This is a genomic window from Paenibacillus sp. CFBP13512 (assembly GCF_005233705.1).
Classification (GTDB): Bacteria; Bacillota; Bacilli; order Paenibacillales; family Paenibacillaceae; genus Saccharibacillus; species Saccharibacillus nuruki.
Genome location: NZ_QGAD01000004.1, coordinates 337,232 through 354,651, shown reverse-complemented (window position 1 = coordinate 354,651; position 17,420 = coordinate 337,232). Strand labels below are relative to the sequence as shown.

At 39.6% G+C, this 17,420-nt stretch carries 15 protein-coding genes and 2 tRNA genes; 3 read left to right on the top strand and 14 right to left on the bottom strand.

The annotated features are described in order from the left end of the window. Positions 1 to 14 precede the first annotated feature (14 nt). The 5 genes from PaeCFBP13512_RS08125 to PaeCFBP13512_RS08105 form a co-directional block, all read right to left on the bottom strand. Positions 15 to 1,457 carry a hypothetical protein gene (locus PaeCFBP13512_RS08125; RefSeq protein WP_137222364.1) on the bottom strand — a complete coding sequence of 481 codons (1,443 nt, stop codon included), beginning with the start codon at positions 1,455 to 1,457 and terminating at the stop codon, positions 15 to 17. A gap of 176 nt (positions 1,458 to 1,633) precedes the next feature. Further along, entirely contained in the window at positions 1,634 to 3,088 is a 1,455-nt protein-coding gene (locus tag PaeCFBP13512_RS08120; RefSeq protein ID WP_137222362.1) for a glycoside hydrolase family 1 protein, read from the bottom strand. Positions 3,089 to 3,238: 150 nt separating this feature from the next. Further along, entirely contained in the window at positions 3,239 to 5,140 is a 1,902-nt protein-coding gene (locus PaeCFBP13512_RS08115) for a beta-glucoside-specific PTS transporter subunit IIABC (RefSeq protein ID WP_137222360.1), read from the bottom strand. A gap of 416 nt (positions 5,141 to 5,556) precedes the next feature. Further along, positions 5,557 to 5,925, bottom strand: coding sequence for a hypothetical protein (locus tag PaeCFBP13512_RS08110; RefSeq protein ID WP_137222358.1), 369 nt, complete (start codon positions 5,923 to 5,925; stop codon positions 5,557 to 5,559). Between the two features lie 97 nt (positions 5,926 to 6,022). Next, positions 6,023 to 6,093: transfer RNA gene (locus PaeCFBP13512_RS08105), tRNA-Ala, on the bottom strand. A 268-nt stretch (positions 6,094 to 6,361) separates the two neighbouring features. Between PaeCFBP13512_RS08105 and PaeCFBP13512_RS08100 the strand changes: the two genes are divergently transcribed. Next, a complete protein-coding gene (locus PaeCFBP13512_RS08100) occupies positions 6,362 to 7,336 on the top strand; it encodes an ABC transporter substrate-binding protein (protein ID WP_137222356.1) in 975 nt (324 codons plus the stop codon). A gap of 265 nt (positions 7,337 to 7,601) precedes the next feature. Further along, a tRNA-Leu gene (locus tag PaeCFBP13512_RS08095) sits at positions 7,602 to 7,685 on the top strand. Positions 7,686 to 7,774: 89 nt separating this feature from the next. Here PaeCFBP13512_RS08095 and PaeCFBP13512_RS08090 read toward each other — a convergent pair. Beyond that, complete coding sequence (locus PaeCFBP13512_RS08090) at positions 7,775 to 8,737, bottom strand: aldo/keto reductase (RefSeq protein WP_137222354.1); 963 nt, start codon at positions 8,735 to 8,737, stop codon at positions 7,775 to 7,777. Further along, entirely contained in the window at positions 8,738 to 9,133 is a 396-nt protein-coding gene (locus tag PaeCFBP13512_RS08085; RefSeq protein ID WP_137222352.1) for a tautomerase family protein, read from the bottom strand. 152 nt (positions 9,134 to 9,285) lie between these two features. Between PaeCFBP13512_RS08085 and PaeCFBP13512_RS08080 the strand changes: the two genes are divergently transcribed. Next, positions 9,286 to 10,161: a LysR family transcriptional regulator gene (locus tag PaeCFBP13512_RS08080; RefSeq protein ID WP_137222350.1), complete on the top strand. Its 876-nt coding sequence runs from the start codon at positions 9,286 to 9,288 to the stop codon at positions 10,159 to 10,161. Positions 10,162 to 10,325: 164 nt separating this feature from the next. On the opposite strand, the gene nrdR is transcribed toward PaeCFBP13512_RS08080, so the two are convergent. From nrdR to pstB, 7 genes are all read right to left on the bottom strand, one after another. Next, the gene (gene nrdR / locus PaeCFBP13512_RS08075; protein ID WP_069327000.1) at positions 10,326 to 10,802 is read right to left on the bottom strand and encodes a transcriptional regulator NrdR; all 477 of its coding nucleotides are present in this window, start codon (positions 10,800 to 10,802) and stop codon (positions 10,326 to 10,328) included. Between the two features lie 125 nt (positions 10,803 to 10,927). Beyond that, positions 10,928 to 11,491, bottom strand: coding sequence for a lytic transglycosylase domain-containing protein (locus PaeCFBP13512_RS08070; protein ID WP_069326999.1), 564 nt, complete (start codon positions 11,489 to 11,491; stop codon positions 10,928 to 10,930). Next, positions 11,488 to 12,084 (bottom strand): dephospho-CoA kinase, encoded by a 597-nt coding sequence (gene coaE, locus PaeCFBP13512_RS08065; protein ID WP_137222348.1) that lies wholly within the window; start codon positions 12,082 to 12,084, stop codon positions 11,488 to 11,490. Before coaE ends, PaeCFBP13512_RS08070 begins: the two co-directional genes overlap by 4 nt. Before the next feature lie 9 nt (positions 12,085 to 12,093). Beyond that, positions 12,094 to 12,939 carry a DNA-formamidopyrimidine glycosylase gene (gene mutM, locus PaeCFBP13512_RS08060; protein WP_137222346.1) on the bottom strand — a complete coding sequence of 282 codons (846 nt, stop codon included), beginning with the start codon at positions 12,937 to 12,939 and terminating at the stop codon, positions 12,094 to 12,096. Positions 12,940 to 13,125: 186 nt separating this feature from the next. After that, positions 13,126 to 15,792 carry a DNA polymerase I gene (polA, locus tag PaeCFBP13512_RS08055; protein WP_137222344.1) on the bottom strand — a complete coding sequence of 889 codons (2,667 nt, stop codon included), beginning with the start codon at positions 15,790 to 15,792 and terminating at the stop codon, positions 13,126 to 13,128. A gap of 171 nt (positions 15,793 to 15,963) precedes the next feature. After that, positions 15,964 to 16,623, bottom strand: a complete 660-nt coding sequence (phoU, locus tag PaeCFBP13512_RS08050; protein WP_069326995.1) for a phosphate signaling complex protein PhoU — start codon at positions 16,621 to 16,623, stop codon at positions 15,964 to 15,966. A 25-nt stretch (positions 16,624 to 16,648) separates the two neighbouring features. Beyond that, complete coding sequence (gene pstB, locus PaeCFBP13512_RS08045; RefSeq protein ID WP_069326994.1) at positions 16,649 to 17,404, bottom strand: phosphate ABC transporter ATP-binding protein PstB; 756 nt, start codon at positions 17,402 to 17,404, stop codon at positions 16,649 to 16,651. Between the last annotated feature and the right edge of the window lie 16 nt (positions 17,405 to 17,420).

Below are 17,420 nucleotides of genomic sequence, written 5' to 3'. Positions count from 1 at the left end.
GTAGATATGACCTTTTAATTTAATGAGTCTATTTTCAAATTATGACTTATATCTGACCAACTTATAACTTCTCCACTATTATCGAATCGTATACTAGAATAATCATAACTCCATGTATCTCCTATAATAGATGTTGGTGTTCCCATTGCATTAATAACTTCTTGTTTAGAGGAGTGCGTCGTAAATGGCATAGCATCTTTTTGAGCTAAACCTATAGATACATTGAGATTGTCACTAATATTTGACCAACCTATTACGGTATGATTTCTATCAAAGTTTACCATCGAATACTCATAGCCCCATGTCGTTCCTATAATAGATGTTGGCGTTCCCATCGAATCTACCACATCTTCTTTAGTAGAGTCTAATGTAAATGGAGAAGCATGTTCTTTTTGATCACCCATATATGCTTTCAAATTATGACTTATATTCGACCAACCATCAACCTGTTCATTCTGATCAAATTGTATAGATGAGTACTCATAATTCCAAGAACTTCCTAAATTCGATGTAGGATTACCCATGACTGCTTTAACTTGATCTTTAGTTGATCCCATAGTAAAAGTCTCTTCTGGTATTTCTATCGCTACAGGTTCTTCCTCTTCAACTGGTACAAGTACTGAAGTCTGATCTTCTTTATCTTTTTCAAATGAATAATCATCACTCTTCACAGCTTCAGGGGGCAGAGTTGATAAAGAGGCATCTATGACATTTTCTGTTGCAGTATCATCCACACTATCTTCCGAAGAATCATTTCCGCTTATACCTTCATTTCCAAAATTAGATGCGGTTGAATGATCTTCGATCTGTACATCCAATGATCTCATCTTGTTATCAGAATCACTGCCAACAATAGCATTACTATTACCAGTAGAATCAGCTTCCAATGTATTAGGTTCATGATTCCTAATCGTACCTATTACAGCTCCTATAATACAGACAACAAAGAAAATGGTTATTAGCCATGATATAGATAATCCTGCGATATTGACTGTCTTTCTTATCATGTTAAACACCGAAGAAAAAATTCTAGTTGTTCTTGTTATTCTTATTGTTTCATCCTGTTCTTCTAAAGATGTATCTAATAATTGTTCCAAAAAATAATCAGTATTTCTATGATTAACATGTTTATAGTCCAGAAATAATTGTTTTTCAGCATTATATGTTACTTCATAAGCATAACTTGTAGCAGATATATTAGAGATAAATATCTCGAATTCATTACTTGTACCTTTTAACCTTTTTAAGTTTTGAAAAGTACGATCTTCAAAAGATAAATGAAGGAATTGACGAAGGATATGGTTACGAATTATAGCACGAAGAACTTCAATCTTAGTCGTTCTATATGTATTGCGATAGACAGGTGTGGTATCAATCAATTGTTGATTCTTCTGAATTTCAATTTTCATTGCTTCTAATGTATGCTCTTTTGCAAGTTCTCGTAATGAGTTGTCCAAATTCCTTCTCTCCTGTCATTTATATACATCTTATTATGCTTTAATAACTTAGATAATTACAATATCTAAATCTAATAAATATTCATTTACATGAAATAAAAAAGTCTGCTTAACCCCTTTTCAAGGAGTGCAGCAGACTTTTTATTGTATATTGGCAATAATTTATTCAAAGATGTCTATTCCAACACGGCTCCATTACTCTCAATCACTTTCTGATACCAGAAAAAGCTATCTTTCCGTGAGCGATCCAGTGTACCTTTACCGTCATTATCTTTATCGACATAAATAAATCCGTACCTTTTCTTCATCTCGCCTGTGCCTGCACTGACAAGGTCGATACAGCCCCATGGCGTGTAGCCGATCAGGTCAACGCCATCCGCTATCGCTTCTTGCATAGCGATCACATGTTGCTTCAAATACTCAATACGATAATCGTCATGAATACTTCCATCGGCTTCCACTTCATCCACAGCACCCAGACCATTTTCCACAAGCATCAAAGGAATCTGGTAACGATTATAAATATTGTTCAGTGACCAGCGCAATCCTTGTGGATCAATCTGCCATCCCCAATCGCTTGCTTTGAGATACGGATTTTTGAGTCCCATGGATAGATTACCACCTACTTGTTCTTGGTCAGGATCAGCGCTCACACAAGTCGAAGAATAATAGCTGAATGTATAATAATCGACACAGCCTTCTTTCAAAGTCTGCTCATCTTCTGGCTCCATCACAAGTTCAATTCCTTGATCTGCAAAATAACGCTTAGCAAAGCCCGGATAAGCTCCTCTAACCTGTACATCCGAACATAAGAAGTTCGTTAAATTATCTTTTTGTTGCGCCAAAATTACATCTTCTGGATTCGAAGTTAGCGGATAGGAGCACATATAAGCTATCATACAGCCGATTTTGAAATCGGGATTGATCTGATGCCCTAACTTAACGGCTTTGGCACTAGCTACAAATTGATGATGAAGCGCTTGGTATCGTGCTTGTGGATCATCTTGCGATGTATCGACTAATTCTCCATTGCCTTTAGGAATCATTGCGCCAGCCAGAAACGTTCCAAACGGTAGCGTCAAAATATTAATTTCATTAAAGGTTAACCAGTATTTCACAGTATCTTTGTACCTTGTAAATAGTGTCTCACAATAACGAGTGTAACAATCAATCACACGGCGATCAGACCAACCGTTATATTTCTGCGCTAGAGCAAATGGGGCTTCATAGTGAGATATCGTTACCAAAGGCTCAATATTATTCTTTTTCAACTCAGCAAAGACTTGATCATAGAACAGCAATCCTTCTTCACTAGGTTCAAGATCATCGCCATTCGGGAAAATACGTGACCAGGCGATCGACATCCTAAATACGTTAAAGCCCATTTCACCAAACAGAGCAATATCTTCTTTATACCGATGATAGTAATCAATAGCTTCATGGCTTGGATAGTTGAGTGTAGGGTCTAACGCTGTTGTGATTTTGCGAGACGTCGTATGTGTGCCTGCGGTCAGCATATCAGATGTACTTAACCCTTTGCCCCCTTGATTATAGCCACCTTCTAATTGATTCGCAGCTGTTGCTCCTCCCCATAGAAATCCTTTTGGAAATGTAGGCTGTAGTGTGCTCATCATTCATTCCTCCTGTTATATAGTGATCAGTATCGTTCCAAGTGTCTGTTGATCTGTATACTGTCAGACACTTGGAACTTACATATGAGTAGAGATTATTTTGATTCCACAGAAAATGTATACGTATTCAACAATCCCTTTAAGTCTGTATTAGATCAAGACCGTAATTAGATCTTCTTTGAAATGAATCGCTTGCTTGTCGGTCTGCACAACATCTTGGAAATTAGCTGTATTGGAAATAATCACGGGTGTAGTTACAATATATCCAGCGGCTTTGATCGCTTCGATATCGAACTCCATCAACAACTGTCCTTTGGTGACGATATCGCCTTGTTTCACTTTAGGTGTGAAATGTTTGCCTTTTAACTTCACCGTATCCTGACCCACATGGATCAAAATATCTACGCCATGATCACTGGTAATCCCCAGCGCATGACCGGATGACAGCATCGAAGTCAATACACCATCCACAGGCGAATATACTTTGCCTTCAGACGGTTCAATCGCTATCCCTTTGCCCAGTGCACCCGAGGAGAATGCTTCATCTTCTACAGCACTAAGTGGAAGAATTGTTCCTTGTAACGGACTTGCAATCGTTTCTTGAGCGATTTTGATCGTTGTTTTGGGTGCTTGTGATTCTGTGACTTTAGCTGTTTCTTTGTCGTCTTGGAACATCGCATACATAATAGCAAATCCAAGAATAAAGCTGACTCCAATACCTATCAACATGCCATAGAATCCAGCATCTATGCCGCTTGGACCGATATAACTTGGAATTCCGAAAATACCCAATCCACCTAGAATATAAGCTTTGGTACCTGCAAAGCCGATAATCCCTCCACCTACCGCAGCCGCGATACAGCTGATAATAAATGGTTTTTTACGAGGAAGTGTAATTCCATAAATCGCTGGCTCAGTGACACCGAAGATACCTGAGATAAATGCAGGAATCGAAAGTGATTTGAGTTTGACGTTTTTCGTTTTAAGTAAGATTGCTAGTACAACACCTGTCTGTGCAAATGAAGCTCCGAACATCCCTGCTAAAACAGGATCGAATTTCATAACCGTTAAGTTGTTGATCACAATCGGAACCAGACCCCAATGTAAGCCGAAAATAACAAATACTTGCCAGAATGCACCGATCAACATGCCTTCAATAATCGGGCTTAAGTTATAGACAAACAATGTACCTGCCCCTAACAATTGACCTGCCCATGTAGCAATTGGTCCAATAATAAGTAAGGTTAACGGAACAATAACAAGTAATGTACAGAACGGAACCAAGAACGTACGCACAACACTTGGAATGATTTTTTTGAAAAATACTTCTAATTTCGAACCGACATACGTAGCTAAAATAATCGGAATAACACTAGACGAATACGTCATCAGAATTACAGGTATTCCTAAAAACGTAATATGGATCGGTGACTCAAATAATGTACTTGCAAACAAGGTGTACAATGGATCGCCAGCAGTTAAGCCACTAAGCGTCGGATAGACCAATGTTGCTCCGATCGCCATTCCGATAAATATATTGGCATTGAACTTTTTGGCAGCCGTATAACCCAGAAAGATTGGGAAGAAATAAAATAGACAATCGCCTAATGCATTAAGAATTTCGTACGTTCCTGACTCTTTTGTTAACACATGTAATGCAAGCAGTAATGCAGTAAATCCTTTGATCATCCCTGTAGCACACAGCACGCCTAAGATCGGAGTAAATACGCCGGAGATCATATCAATAAAGCGATTAAACAAGCTTACTTTCTCTCCGTTAGATGTATCTTGTACTGTATCTGCTTGAAATCCTCCAATGGTACTCACTTCAGCGTACACATCAGGTACATGATTCCCAATAACCACCTGATACTGTCCACCACTCTGAATAACGGTAACGACGCCATCCATATTTTTAAGTACATCCGTATTGGCTTTGCTTTCGTCTTTTAATTTGAAACGCAAGCGTGTAATACAGTGTGTCAGACTATTCACATTGTCCCGACCACCAATATTGTGGATAATATCTTTGGCTAATTGTTCATATTTCATGGTTATCGCTCCTTTGGCATTGAGGTACGAAAAAAAGACAAAACCCAACTAGATCGCGTAGATATAGATACGATCTGATTAGGTTTTGCCTGCATGACCAGTAACAATCCTATTTCTATTCTTTTGAGGGTAAGGAGTATCCTGAGCTTGCTGTATCACTTTATAGTAAGCGCTTACTTTAAAGCGATATTGAATGCTCTAGATAGAGATATTATACGCAAAAAGGCAAAACCCAACACATGTCAGACCTAGCTACATGTACTGGGTTTTGCCTTTGCAGTAACAATCCCTAAAGCAAGAATATCATCGTTTGATTCATTTGGCAAGAGAAAAAGTATACGCTTACATTATTTATTTTTTAAGAGTGAATTTTAGTTTTTATTTTTAAAAATGTATAGTGTTTCTTTTCGCTTTCTTTAAAATTCGTTAGTGATATTATACCAGTTGGTGAGATCGGGTAATTTCTGCTGAGTCCAGTAATCCAAAAGAATTTGAATGATTTCCTGGTGGTTGGATGTGTGATACGCATAATGTTGAAACGCAGATGGGTCTTCTTCAGGTACAAACCGAATCTCAATTACCATCGCTTCCCCTTCATGTTGTTCCGAAGCCGCTTGTATGTAGATACTGTGTTCGATGGGCTGGATTGGCGTGATAATGAGATAGTCGTAGATACCTGTTTGGAAATCGAGAACGATATCTGAAATGACGGAAGCTTCGATCGAATCGTTATCGTAGATCGTGCCGTTGCTGTCGATGGTGTAAGTAAGTTGTTGGTAAGACATGGGTTGGAACCTCCTGTAAGTGTTATGTATTTGGATGAGTCTATTATACGCAAAAAGTCCGCTAAACACGAAAAGTGTCTAACGGATTTTTATTTTATGGAGCTAGGCGGAATCGAACCGCCGACTGATCGCTGCCAGCGACCTATTTTCCCCCTAAACTATAGCCCCATGTTTAGTTATAACTCAACCTATTTCTCTCATAATCATGTGGAGAGAAAAAATACATAAAGCAACAACTACATTAATTTATCACATCCACCTATACCTCGTCAAGAAAGATCCTTTTACACCTCTTTCTCTCCTCCCTGCAACCTCAATTTATACCGTTAGCCCCGCAGTCTGTGACAAGCGGGTGACAGTTGGGCGGAAGCGTTGACTTTGGTTCTGTGTGTATTGGTATAATGAAGTATAGTACTCAGAAAAGAGGCGAAATGCATTGAAATTTAATACTACTTATGCCAAAGCAGGATTGGGATTACTCCTAATGTTGATTTTTTTGACGGCTTGCGGACAGCCTAAAGAAACGCGTGCCGATATTTTCAATCCCAATGGGATCAAAACGATGCCGATCAATGATTCTTTTGGAACGGTAAGTATTCCGGTTTCTCCGAAGCGTATTGCAGTCACTAGCCAATATGCACTGGATTACCTGAATGCGATTGATGTGAATGTAGCACTGGCTCCTAAGCCGACTGAAAGCAATCCTTTTCCTATCTATATGACAGATGAAGAAAAGAATAATATTTCACTGATCGAAGGCGAAGGTACAGAGATTAATCTATCTGCACTGAAAGGTCAAAAGCCTGATCTAATCTTCACCGATAATAGTGATCGTGCAGTCTATGATGAATTGTCCAAAATCGCACCGACCATCTATATCGCACAAACCAACGACTGGCGCAGTGAACTGTATAACTATGGAACGATTGTAGATAAAGAAACGGCTGTCAAACAATATCTCAACGCTTTCCAACAAGCGACCAATGCAAGTAAATCCAAGCTAACACCTATTATCGGAACATCTACAGTAGCAGCGGCTTCAATTACCAAAGACGGCATGATGTTATACAACAATGCCAAAAATGGTGTAGGCGAAGTCATGTATCAGGATATGGCGCTTAAAGCTCCAGCTACATTGCCAACAGATGCGGTATCAGCTCCGGCAACAGTTGCTCAGTTGCAAAGCACCAATCCAGATTATCTATTTATCTCTACAGGCGTTGCTGGTGATACACCTGACGCTTTGACCAAGCGAATGACCGCCACAGCAGATGGTGCAATATGGAACCAGTTAACAGCAGTACAGAATGGGCATGTTTATATTGTGGATCCTAGCTTTTTCAATAATACTCCTCCTGCTAAGACCTATGTATTAGAAACGATTTTGAAAAAAGTACAGGGTACATCTTAATCTAGTCTGTCTTCTCAACGCTCGATGGATTAAAATCTTTTTGATATAACAAACAACGATGAATCGGTGTCTCCTTTGAGCGATCAAGGGAACAGTATATACGATTCATCGTTGTTTTATTGTTGTACGAATGGTATGGATCAGACGAGCAAAAAACTTGTATTCACTTTTCAAATCCGATATAATCTTAGTTACGGTGATTTGTTCACCACTCCCACATTAACTTCTCAGACAAACATCATGAACATGTGGAAGTTACATATTCGCGGTCATGGCGGAATTGGCAGACGCGCACGGTTCAGGTCCGTGTGGGCTTACCCCCGTGGAGGTTCGAGTCCTCTTGACCGCATACTTATCGTTTACTAAGCTTGTCTCGTCTATTGCGGGATGGGCTTTTTTATATTTCAGTTCCTTTTTATATTTCAATCTCTGTGCTATTCAATCTATAGAAGCTATCTGCTCCCATAGGGATACAGGCATAGTTCCTAATGACATCACCTGTTCGATCTCATCGATATGCGCTGTACGACTTGCTCCGATTAACATCGAATCTATTTGTGGATGTTCTATCGTCCACCATAATATTAACTGCACCAGTGTAACCCCTACTTCTTCTGCTATCACACGATATTTATCCACTTTTGTAAAATTTTCTTCTGTAAAATAATGCTTCATGCGTTCTTCGCCTTTGCCCATCCGACTTTCAGGAGGAATATCTTGTAGTGATGAATAGCGTCCTGATAATATCCCTCTTGCCAGTGGACTGTAAATAATCTTCCCGATTCCAACTTGATCCGCATAAGGAAACACGTCTTGCTCTATATCTCGAGTCAGCACATTAAGCTCGGATTGAATAGAAGTAAAAGGTGTCCATTGATGCGTATTACTGAACTTGTAAGCAGCACGTAACTGATCTACAGCAAAGTTAGAACACCCGATTGCTCTGACTTTACCTTGCTGTACTAATTCATGCAATATAAGTAACGTTTCTTCAAGTGGTGTATGAGGATCAAATTCATGAACTTGATACAGATCAATGTAATCAGTTTGCAGACGGTGTAGAGAACGATCGATCTCTTGCATGATATGGTGACGAGATAACCCTTCGTCCATTTTACCCTGACCCATACGCATACCTACTTTGGTTGCAAGGATCACCTGATCTCGTTTTCCTTTCAGCGCTTGACCAATGATCTGCTCTCCTAATCCATCTCCAATATGGTCAATATCTTGCCTTTTGCCATAAAAGTTAGCTGTATCTATAAAATGAATACCTAGCGCTAGGCTTTGATCCAGAATACGTTGTGAAGCAGATGCATCGATCCATCTTCCAAATGCCATCGTTCCTAGACCAACTTTGGATACTTGAATATTGGAATGGCCTAATAGGTGCTTATCCATTTACTTATTCTCCTTTACCATTTGTGCCAGACCACTTCCAAATGACCAATCTTCAAATTCAGTCTCGATTAACATGATAAAAACATCTTCAATCCGAACGCCGACTTGTTGTGATAGTTGCTTCGCTAATTGCATATACAGCTTTTTCTTTTTGACTACCCCTCGACCAGACTTCAACGTAATCTGGATATACAGTAATCCATCTGAACGATCTCCTTGTAAATAGTGTGGATCATATATAAATTGTTCTGACTGATGATGATGAAATACTTGAAAGCAATCTTTTACCGGTACATCACAGCAATCTACCAGCGCTGATAAAATGACCCCACTGATCTGTTGCAACTGCTCCGCATGGTACTGATTCTCCATATAACTGACTCTTGTAAATGGCATAATTCTGATCCTCCATCTGATCAATAAATTTCTTAAATATTTAAGCGGTTGTGTATGCTCTTATTGTACTTAGAATCATTCTATTTATATAATAGATAATAATCATAAAGATCATTCATTTTATCGATGAAGATAGCAAAAGGAGATGGATCATGGATCTGACAGAATTGATTGCTTTTCAGACAGTCATGCGTGAAGGAACGTTCTCCAAGGCTGCGGAAAAGCTAAATTATGCTCAATCGACAATTACCAACCAGATTAAACGATTAGAAAAAGAGTTAGGAATCACTTTGTTTTATCGCAATTGGGAAGCTACACTCACGCCTGCCGGGCAACGATTTGCAGAACAAGTGGATCAGCTCATCCAGCACTGGCGTTATGTAGGCGATATTGCCAAGCAACTAAACGAAGAAGAAATAGGCACATTACGCATTGGAGTCACAGAAACATGGGCAGACTACCATTTACCTCACATTTTAAATGAATTTCGGCAATATAAACCTAAAATTGATTGCGAGATTACAGTGGGTCATTCTGCTTTTTTGGAAGAATGTTTGCAACAGGAAAAAATCACTATTGCGTTATGTGCAGATTCTGAATATTCTCATCTTTTCTTATTCGAACCTTTAGCGCAAGAATCGATCTCTGTTGTTATACCAGTAGGTCATTCATTAGCTACCGCTCAAACGGTAACGATAGACGAGTTATTATCGCATTTATTGATTATTGGACAATCGTCTTGCAAGTATCGATTACAGGTAGAAAAAGCGTTCCGAACATATGAGCAAGAACCGTTATTTTATACATTAAATCAGCTATCACTGATTCCTTTGTATGCTGAGCAGTTAAATGGAATTGGGATTGTTCCTTCTTCCTTGCACATAGACTCTGGATATACTTGCTTGCCTTTTCCAGTGTTAGATAACCCTTTAAATATCGGTATCCTGCAACTTCGTTCTATGAAATACAGTAGTGGGATACAGCAACTTTTTATCGAACAAGTGCGGAATTATTTTCACAGTCGTTAGTAGGATGAGAGTTTAATCTGCTATTTAGTAGATAGGAATAATTCATTATTTTATAGAAATGTATACCAAAAAGAGCATCTCTACATGTGACTGTAAAGATGCTCTCTTTTGCTTATCAAGTATCCTCTAACGTTATTACGATCTCTAATCTTATGTAACTCTGATTAGGTATTCGTATTTTCGCTCTCTTCTTTGGATAATAGACCTTTGAGCTCTTTCATAAACATATTAATATCTTTAAATTGACGATAGACTGAAGCAAAACGTACATAGGCTACTTCATCGACAGGGTACAACTGTTCCATCACTAACTCGCCTACAGCACGACTTTCCACTTCTGCCATCGCTGTAGTATGTAGACTTTTTTCCACTTCAGAGACGATCATATCCAATTGATCTACAGATACAGGGCGTTTCTCACAAGCACGAATTAGACCACGAAGAATCTTATCACGGCTAAATTCTTCACGACTACCATCTTTCTTAATCACAATCAGTGGAGTTTCTTCTACCATTTCGAACGTCGTAAAACGGCGATTGCAACTTTCACATTCACGTCGACGACGAATCGACTTATTATCATTGGCTGGACGGGAATCCAGCACCTTGGTTCCATTGTGACTGCAATATGGACATTTCATTGCTCACGTCACTTCCTTTCTCGCCAACCGTTCATTCGGACATCATTTCAGTCAAGTTCACGCATATATAGTTCATCTATTATCAAATATATGTGTTCCAGAATCCAACATAGTGTTTGTTCGATCTAAAAGGCATCGTATAATTCAGTATACTGCTTATAATAATATAATACACGTTGAACATAATGTCTTGTTTCGCCAAAAGGAATATCTTTAGCATCTTCTAGTGTGCCATCCCATTTACCGGAACTGAGCCATGATTTCACATTGCCAGGCCCTGCATTGTAAGCCGCAATCACAGCCACCTTATTGCCATCAAACTGACGATTGAGCTGTCTTAGATACCATGTACCGATCTGGATATTGGGATCGATCTCATGCTTCACCGTTTCCAGTGACATATTATCTAAGTGTGCTTGCTCCATGATCCATTGCGCTGTATTAGGCATCAATTGCATCACACCCAAGGCACCCTTTTTGGATTCCATACTTGGTTTAAAATTCGTTTCTACTCGAATAATCGCAGCGACTAAAAAAGGATCGACTTCATACGCAGCAGCATGCGCACGAATCTCTTCTTTGTATTCGATTGGATAAATCCAACCTAACCAGCGACTATTGAAAAAAACAACGATCACAACAAGGATAAACAGTGGTAAAAGTATTCTTTTACGAACCAATTTCTTCATGAAAGACCTTTACTCTGCCAGAACTCTTCCAATTGAGCATACGTATCCTCAAGGGTACCGCTGTTATCAATTACAATGTCAGCTACTTTTTTCTTTTGCTCAATATCCATTTGCGCATTTATTCGTTTCCATGCTTGTTCTTCTGTTAATCCATCGCGCGCTATTAAGCGTTCCAATTGCACTGATTGAGGCACATACACTACCATAATCTGGTCAAACGTATAGACACCTTTGGCTTCTAGCAATAATGGAATATCTGCAACCACTAACATATCTGGATATTGTTGTTCTAGCTCTAAAGTACGTGTCTGAATCAATTCACGAATCGCAGGATGAGTAATCTCTTCAAGCGATTTGCGTTCTTCAGGATGGGTGAAAATATGTTCACCTAACTTTTTACGATTCAGTGTTCCATCTGCTTGTAACATGTCTGCGCCAAAACGTTGTACCACCTGTGCAAGCACAGGATGGTCAGGCATCATCACTTCACGCGCAATCAGATCAGCATCGATCAGCTTGGCTCCTTTAGCGGATAACCACGCAGACACCGAGCTTTTACCTGTTGCGATTCCTCCGGTTAAACCGATATTCATGATGTCACCTCAATGTTTCTGACGAGTAGGTAGCGGCTGACACACAGGGCAAAAATGTGTTCCTCTTCCGCCAACAACCGTCTTCTCGACAAGTGTTCCGCATTCATAACAAGGTTCTGCTTTACGACCATAAATACGTAGACTGTGCTGGAACATCCCCATTTCGCCCTGTCCATTGACATACGACTTAATCGAAGAGCCACCTGCTTCTACAGCATCCGCAAGTGTTGATACAATGGCTTCGTGTAGACGGGTTAATTGTTCTGCTGTTAACGTATTAGCGATCTGCTCTGGATGAATTCCTGAACGAAATAAAGCTTCATCCACATAAATATTTCCGATCCCTACCACATACTTCTGATTGAGCAACACAGGCTTAATCATCGTACGACGCTTGCTCATTAGATTGATAAACTGCTCTGCTGTAAATTCAGGCGCAAGCGGTTCAAGCCCCAAGTGCATCAGTGGCTTAGACTGCAAATCTTCATCTTTTTTAAATAAATGCATGGTACCAAATTGACGTACATCCTTATAACGAAGCTCTGTACCATCGGTAAAATGGAAAATAACATGAGTATGCTTCTCGACAGGTTCATCTTTTGTATAGACTCCATAGCGTCCTTCCATCCGTAGATGAGAAACCAACACCAAATGATCCATTACGATTCGCAAAAATTTGCCACGACGCTCCACTTTCTCAATCGTATGCCCTTGAAGCTCAATCTCAAACTGCTTATGATCATCTGGTAATTGAACAATACGTGGCAAAGATACTGTAACATGATCGATCGTTTTGCCGGCAACCAAGGTGTTTAACGTCCGTCTAACTGTTTCTACTTCCGGCAATTCCGGCATAACCTTTCACCTTACCTTTTACAATAATATTCTTAAATAAGTCATTATAAAAATTTTAATAAGTCAAATGCATATTTTATATAATCAATCTTTAACAGCGATCGTAAGGATCATCTCTTTGGCGGAACGAATCACTATTCCACCTCCAAGCATCCCTACGTTCCCTACCCTCTAATTATAGACTATTTACTTCGCTTCATACCAGTTCGCACCATAGCTCACTTCAGCTTTAAGTGGCACAGATAACGACAATGCTTTTTCCATCACTTCTGGTACTAATTTCTTCATTTGTTCCATTTCATCCGCAGGCACTTCGAATACCAATTCATCATGTACTTGCAGTAACATACGACTGTTCAGCTTATGATCTTTAAGTGCTTGATCCATATGCACCATAGCTAGCTTAATAATATCTGCGGCTGTACCCTGAATAGGTGTATTCATCGCTGTACGGTTCGCAAACGAACGCAGATTGAAGTTAGATGAATTGATATCCGGTAGATAACGGCGACGCTCTAGCATCGTTTTCACAAAGCCATCCTTTTTCGCTTCGATTACGATATCGTCCATATAACGGCTAACGCCTTTGAAGACTTCAAGATATTGACTGATAAAGTCGCCTGCTTCTTTACGTGTAATCCCTAGATTCTGAGATAATCCATAATCACTAATACCATAGACAATTCCAAAGTTAACCGCTTTGGCAGAACGACGCATATTACCATCGACTTGCTCTTTGGTCACGCCGAATACGTCCATAGCTGTTTTGGTATGAATATCCATATCATGTAAAAAGGCATCTTTTAGACCTGGATCATCTGCCATATGCGCAAGTACCCGCAATTCGATCTGCGAGTAATCAGAGGATAGAATGCTCCAACCACTTTCAGAAGGGACAAATACTTTACGTAATTTACGTCCTTCTTCTAGACGGATCGGAATATTTTGCAGATTCGGGAACTGACTGGATAAGCGACCTGTCGCTGTAATCGTCTGACGGAAAAAGGTATGCACTTTACCTGACTTCGGATGAACCTCTTTTAACAATCCTTCTACATACGTCGATTGCAATTTAGCAAGTTGACGATAAACCAGAATTAACTGCACAATATCATGATAAGGTGCTAATTTTTCAAGTACATCTGCACTGGTAGAATATCCAGTTTTGGTTTTCTTCTCTACAGGTAATCCTAGACGATCGAATAGAATTTCACCTAATTGCTTCGGTGAATTCAAGTTAAATTCAACGCCAGCCATCCCATGAATTTCAGTCACTAAGACATTGATTTTCTGTTCAAATTCTTTGCCTAGTTCACGTAGTTCATCGGTATTAATAGCAACCCCTTGCTTCTCCATATCGGCTAAGATGCGAGATAACGGCATTTCTAGATCATCAAATAAACTGGTCATTTCATTTTGCTCCAACTGTTCACGTTGAAGTGGAACTAGCTCACGAATAGCTGCTGTTTTGCGTGCCAGATGATGACTCAATATTTCTTCTTCAGGCACTTTATATTTAGCCCCTTTACCAAAGACTGTCTCGTCTTCTGGCATATGAGGTAGACCGTATTTGGCTCCAAGCGCATTCAAGCTCTGCCCGGACTCTGTTGGATCAAGTAAGTAGGCTGCAATCTGCACATCAAAAGAAGCCCCTGCAAATGGAATATCGATCCAGTGTAACACCAGGTCTGCACGATGCAGATCATGTCCATGCTTCGGAATCGATCCATCAGCTAACCATGCACGTACACCTGCTGCGCCCTCGCTTAACAATGTCTCAGGCGTCATAAAGTAATACTGATCCGGTGCAGATAATACAATACCCACCAGTTCCGCATGATGTGGATTATCTCCATGACTTTCAATATGCAATACTTCGACTGTATTCAGTACTTTTTCCAGTTCTGGAAGTTGCTCTTCACCTACAATCGTGACTTCAAGTTCAGAAGCTTCTACTTGCGCAGGATCATGCAGATCTTCACCATCAAGCTCTGACAAATTCAAGCGTTGAATAATCGAGTTAAATTCTAATTTGCGCAAAGCGACAATAGAAGTCACCGGATTAAATCCATCATATTTCATACTTTCCCATGTCGCATCAAAAGGAACATCCCGGAAAATAGTCGCTAATTCTTTACTCATACGAGCATCATCAGCATGAGCTTCTACTTTTTCTTTCATTTTACCTTTGAGTTGATCGGTGTTCGCTAATACTTCTTCTACACTGCCAAATTGATGCAATAATTTGAGCGCTGTTTTTTCACCGACACCTGGAATACCCGGAATATTATCTGACGTATCCCCCATTAATCCTTTAAGATCAATAATTTGAGCTGGAGTTAAGCCGTAACGTTCTTCAATCTCTGCGGGTCCGTAAGGTTCAATATCACTTACACCTTTGCGAGTAAGCGCAATTTTGACATGATCTGAAGCCAGTTGCAACATATCTTTGTCACCGCTGACAATCAATACATTGCGTCCTTTTTCCTCAGCTGTCCGTGATAATGTACCGATAATATCATCCGCTTCATACGTATCTAATTCATAATACGTAATTCCCAATCCTGTTAATAACTCTTTCAGTAATGGAAATTGTTCTGATAATTCTGGCGGTGTTTTTTGACGTCCACCTTTGTAATCTCCATATGTGGTATGACGGAAAGTAATTTTACCTGCATCAAAAGCAACCATCACATGCGTTGGTTTCTCTTCTTCTAGCAATCGAATTAACATATTAGTGAATCCATAGACTGCATTGGTATGCTGTCCACTTTTGGTTGTCATTGGTTGTTGCATTGCAAAAAAAGCACGATAAATAATACTGTTACCATCTATTAAAAGAAACTTTTCCATAGAACCTCCTGTAGTTAGAACATCTCTATATTGAACCATCTTCTGGTTTATGATTGTGATTAATATTCGCTCTTTCTATGATACCACAAGCCCTTCTAATCAAAAAATAAAAGCACCGGATTTGTGTCCGATGCTTGTGGGTTAGAGCTATGATATAACGTATTGTGTTGATTAACGGTTAAGATCGGGGCGTACACCTGTAACCAGATATACCACACTTTCACCAATATTGGTGGCATGATCTCCGATACGTTCGATATAACGTCCAGTTAGATTAAGCAACATGACTTGCGGGCCATCAACGGCATGATCGATCATATAGTTATGCAGTTCACGAATCATTCCGCTATACATATGATCTACTTGATCATCATCTACGCCTACTTTATACGCCAAATCAGTATTTTCATCCAAATACGATTGGATTGATTCTTTGGTCATTTGTCCTACGATATCAGCCATACGAGGAATATCGACTAATGGCTGGATTAAAGTAGAATCTTGAAGACGCAATGTTACTTTAGCGATATCAAGCGCTAGATCACCCATACGCTCTAGATCACTAGAGATTTTGAAAGCTACGATAATACGACGTAAATCTTTGGCCACTGGCTGTTGGGTAACGATCAGACGTGAACCAATTTCCATAACTTTTTCTTCTAGTTCATTAAGCGTGTGATCATTGCCAATGATTTTTTTAGCTTGTTCGATATTGAGTTGTTGCAATGATAGTACTGCTTCTTCTAAAGCATGAACTACATGATCTCCCATAGCAGTGAGCAAGCGACGTAGCTCTCCTAAACTTTGGTCGAATTCTTTCCGGTTGGGCATGAACAAGTCCTCCTTGGTGTAGGTATTAGCCGAATCTTCCCGAAATATAATCTTCTGTTCGAGAATCTGTGGGGTTGGAGAACATCTCCGGTGTATCTGACGATTCTACAACTTCGCCATTTAAGAAAAAAGCAGTTTGATCTGAAATACGCGCAGCTTGATGCATATTGTGTGTTACCATCACAATCGTATAATCTTTTTTAAGCTCACGCGTTAATTCTTCAATCTTCAAGGTAGAGATTGGATCAAGTGCTGAAGTTGCTTCATCCATTAAAAGGATATCGGGTTGACCTGCTAGCGCACGAGCGATGCACAGACGTTGCTGTTGTCCACCGGATAAGCTAAGGGCAGACCGTTTAAGATAATCTTTCACTTCTTCCCATAGAGCCGACTGACGTAGGCTTGTTTCTACAATTTCATCCAATTCTTTTTTGGATTTTACACCATGCAGACGTGGCCCATAAGCTACATTCTCGTAGATGGACTTGGGAAAAGGGTTGGGTTGTTGAAATACCATACCAACCTGCTGACGTAGATTTTCAACTTCTACATTTTCACCATAAATATTAGAACCACTGATCTCTACTACACCTTCAATACGTGTACCTGGAATCATATCATTCATACGGTTCAATGTACGAAGCAAAGTGGATTTACCGCAACCCGAAGGGCCAATAAAAGCAGTAATCGCTTTTTCTTTAATGTTTAAATTAATATGTTTAAGAGCCTGATGTTTCTCATAGTACAGGTTCAATTGTTCTACACGTATAATAGCTGACACAAGGTACACTCCCCTG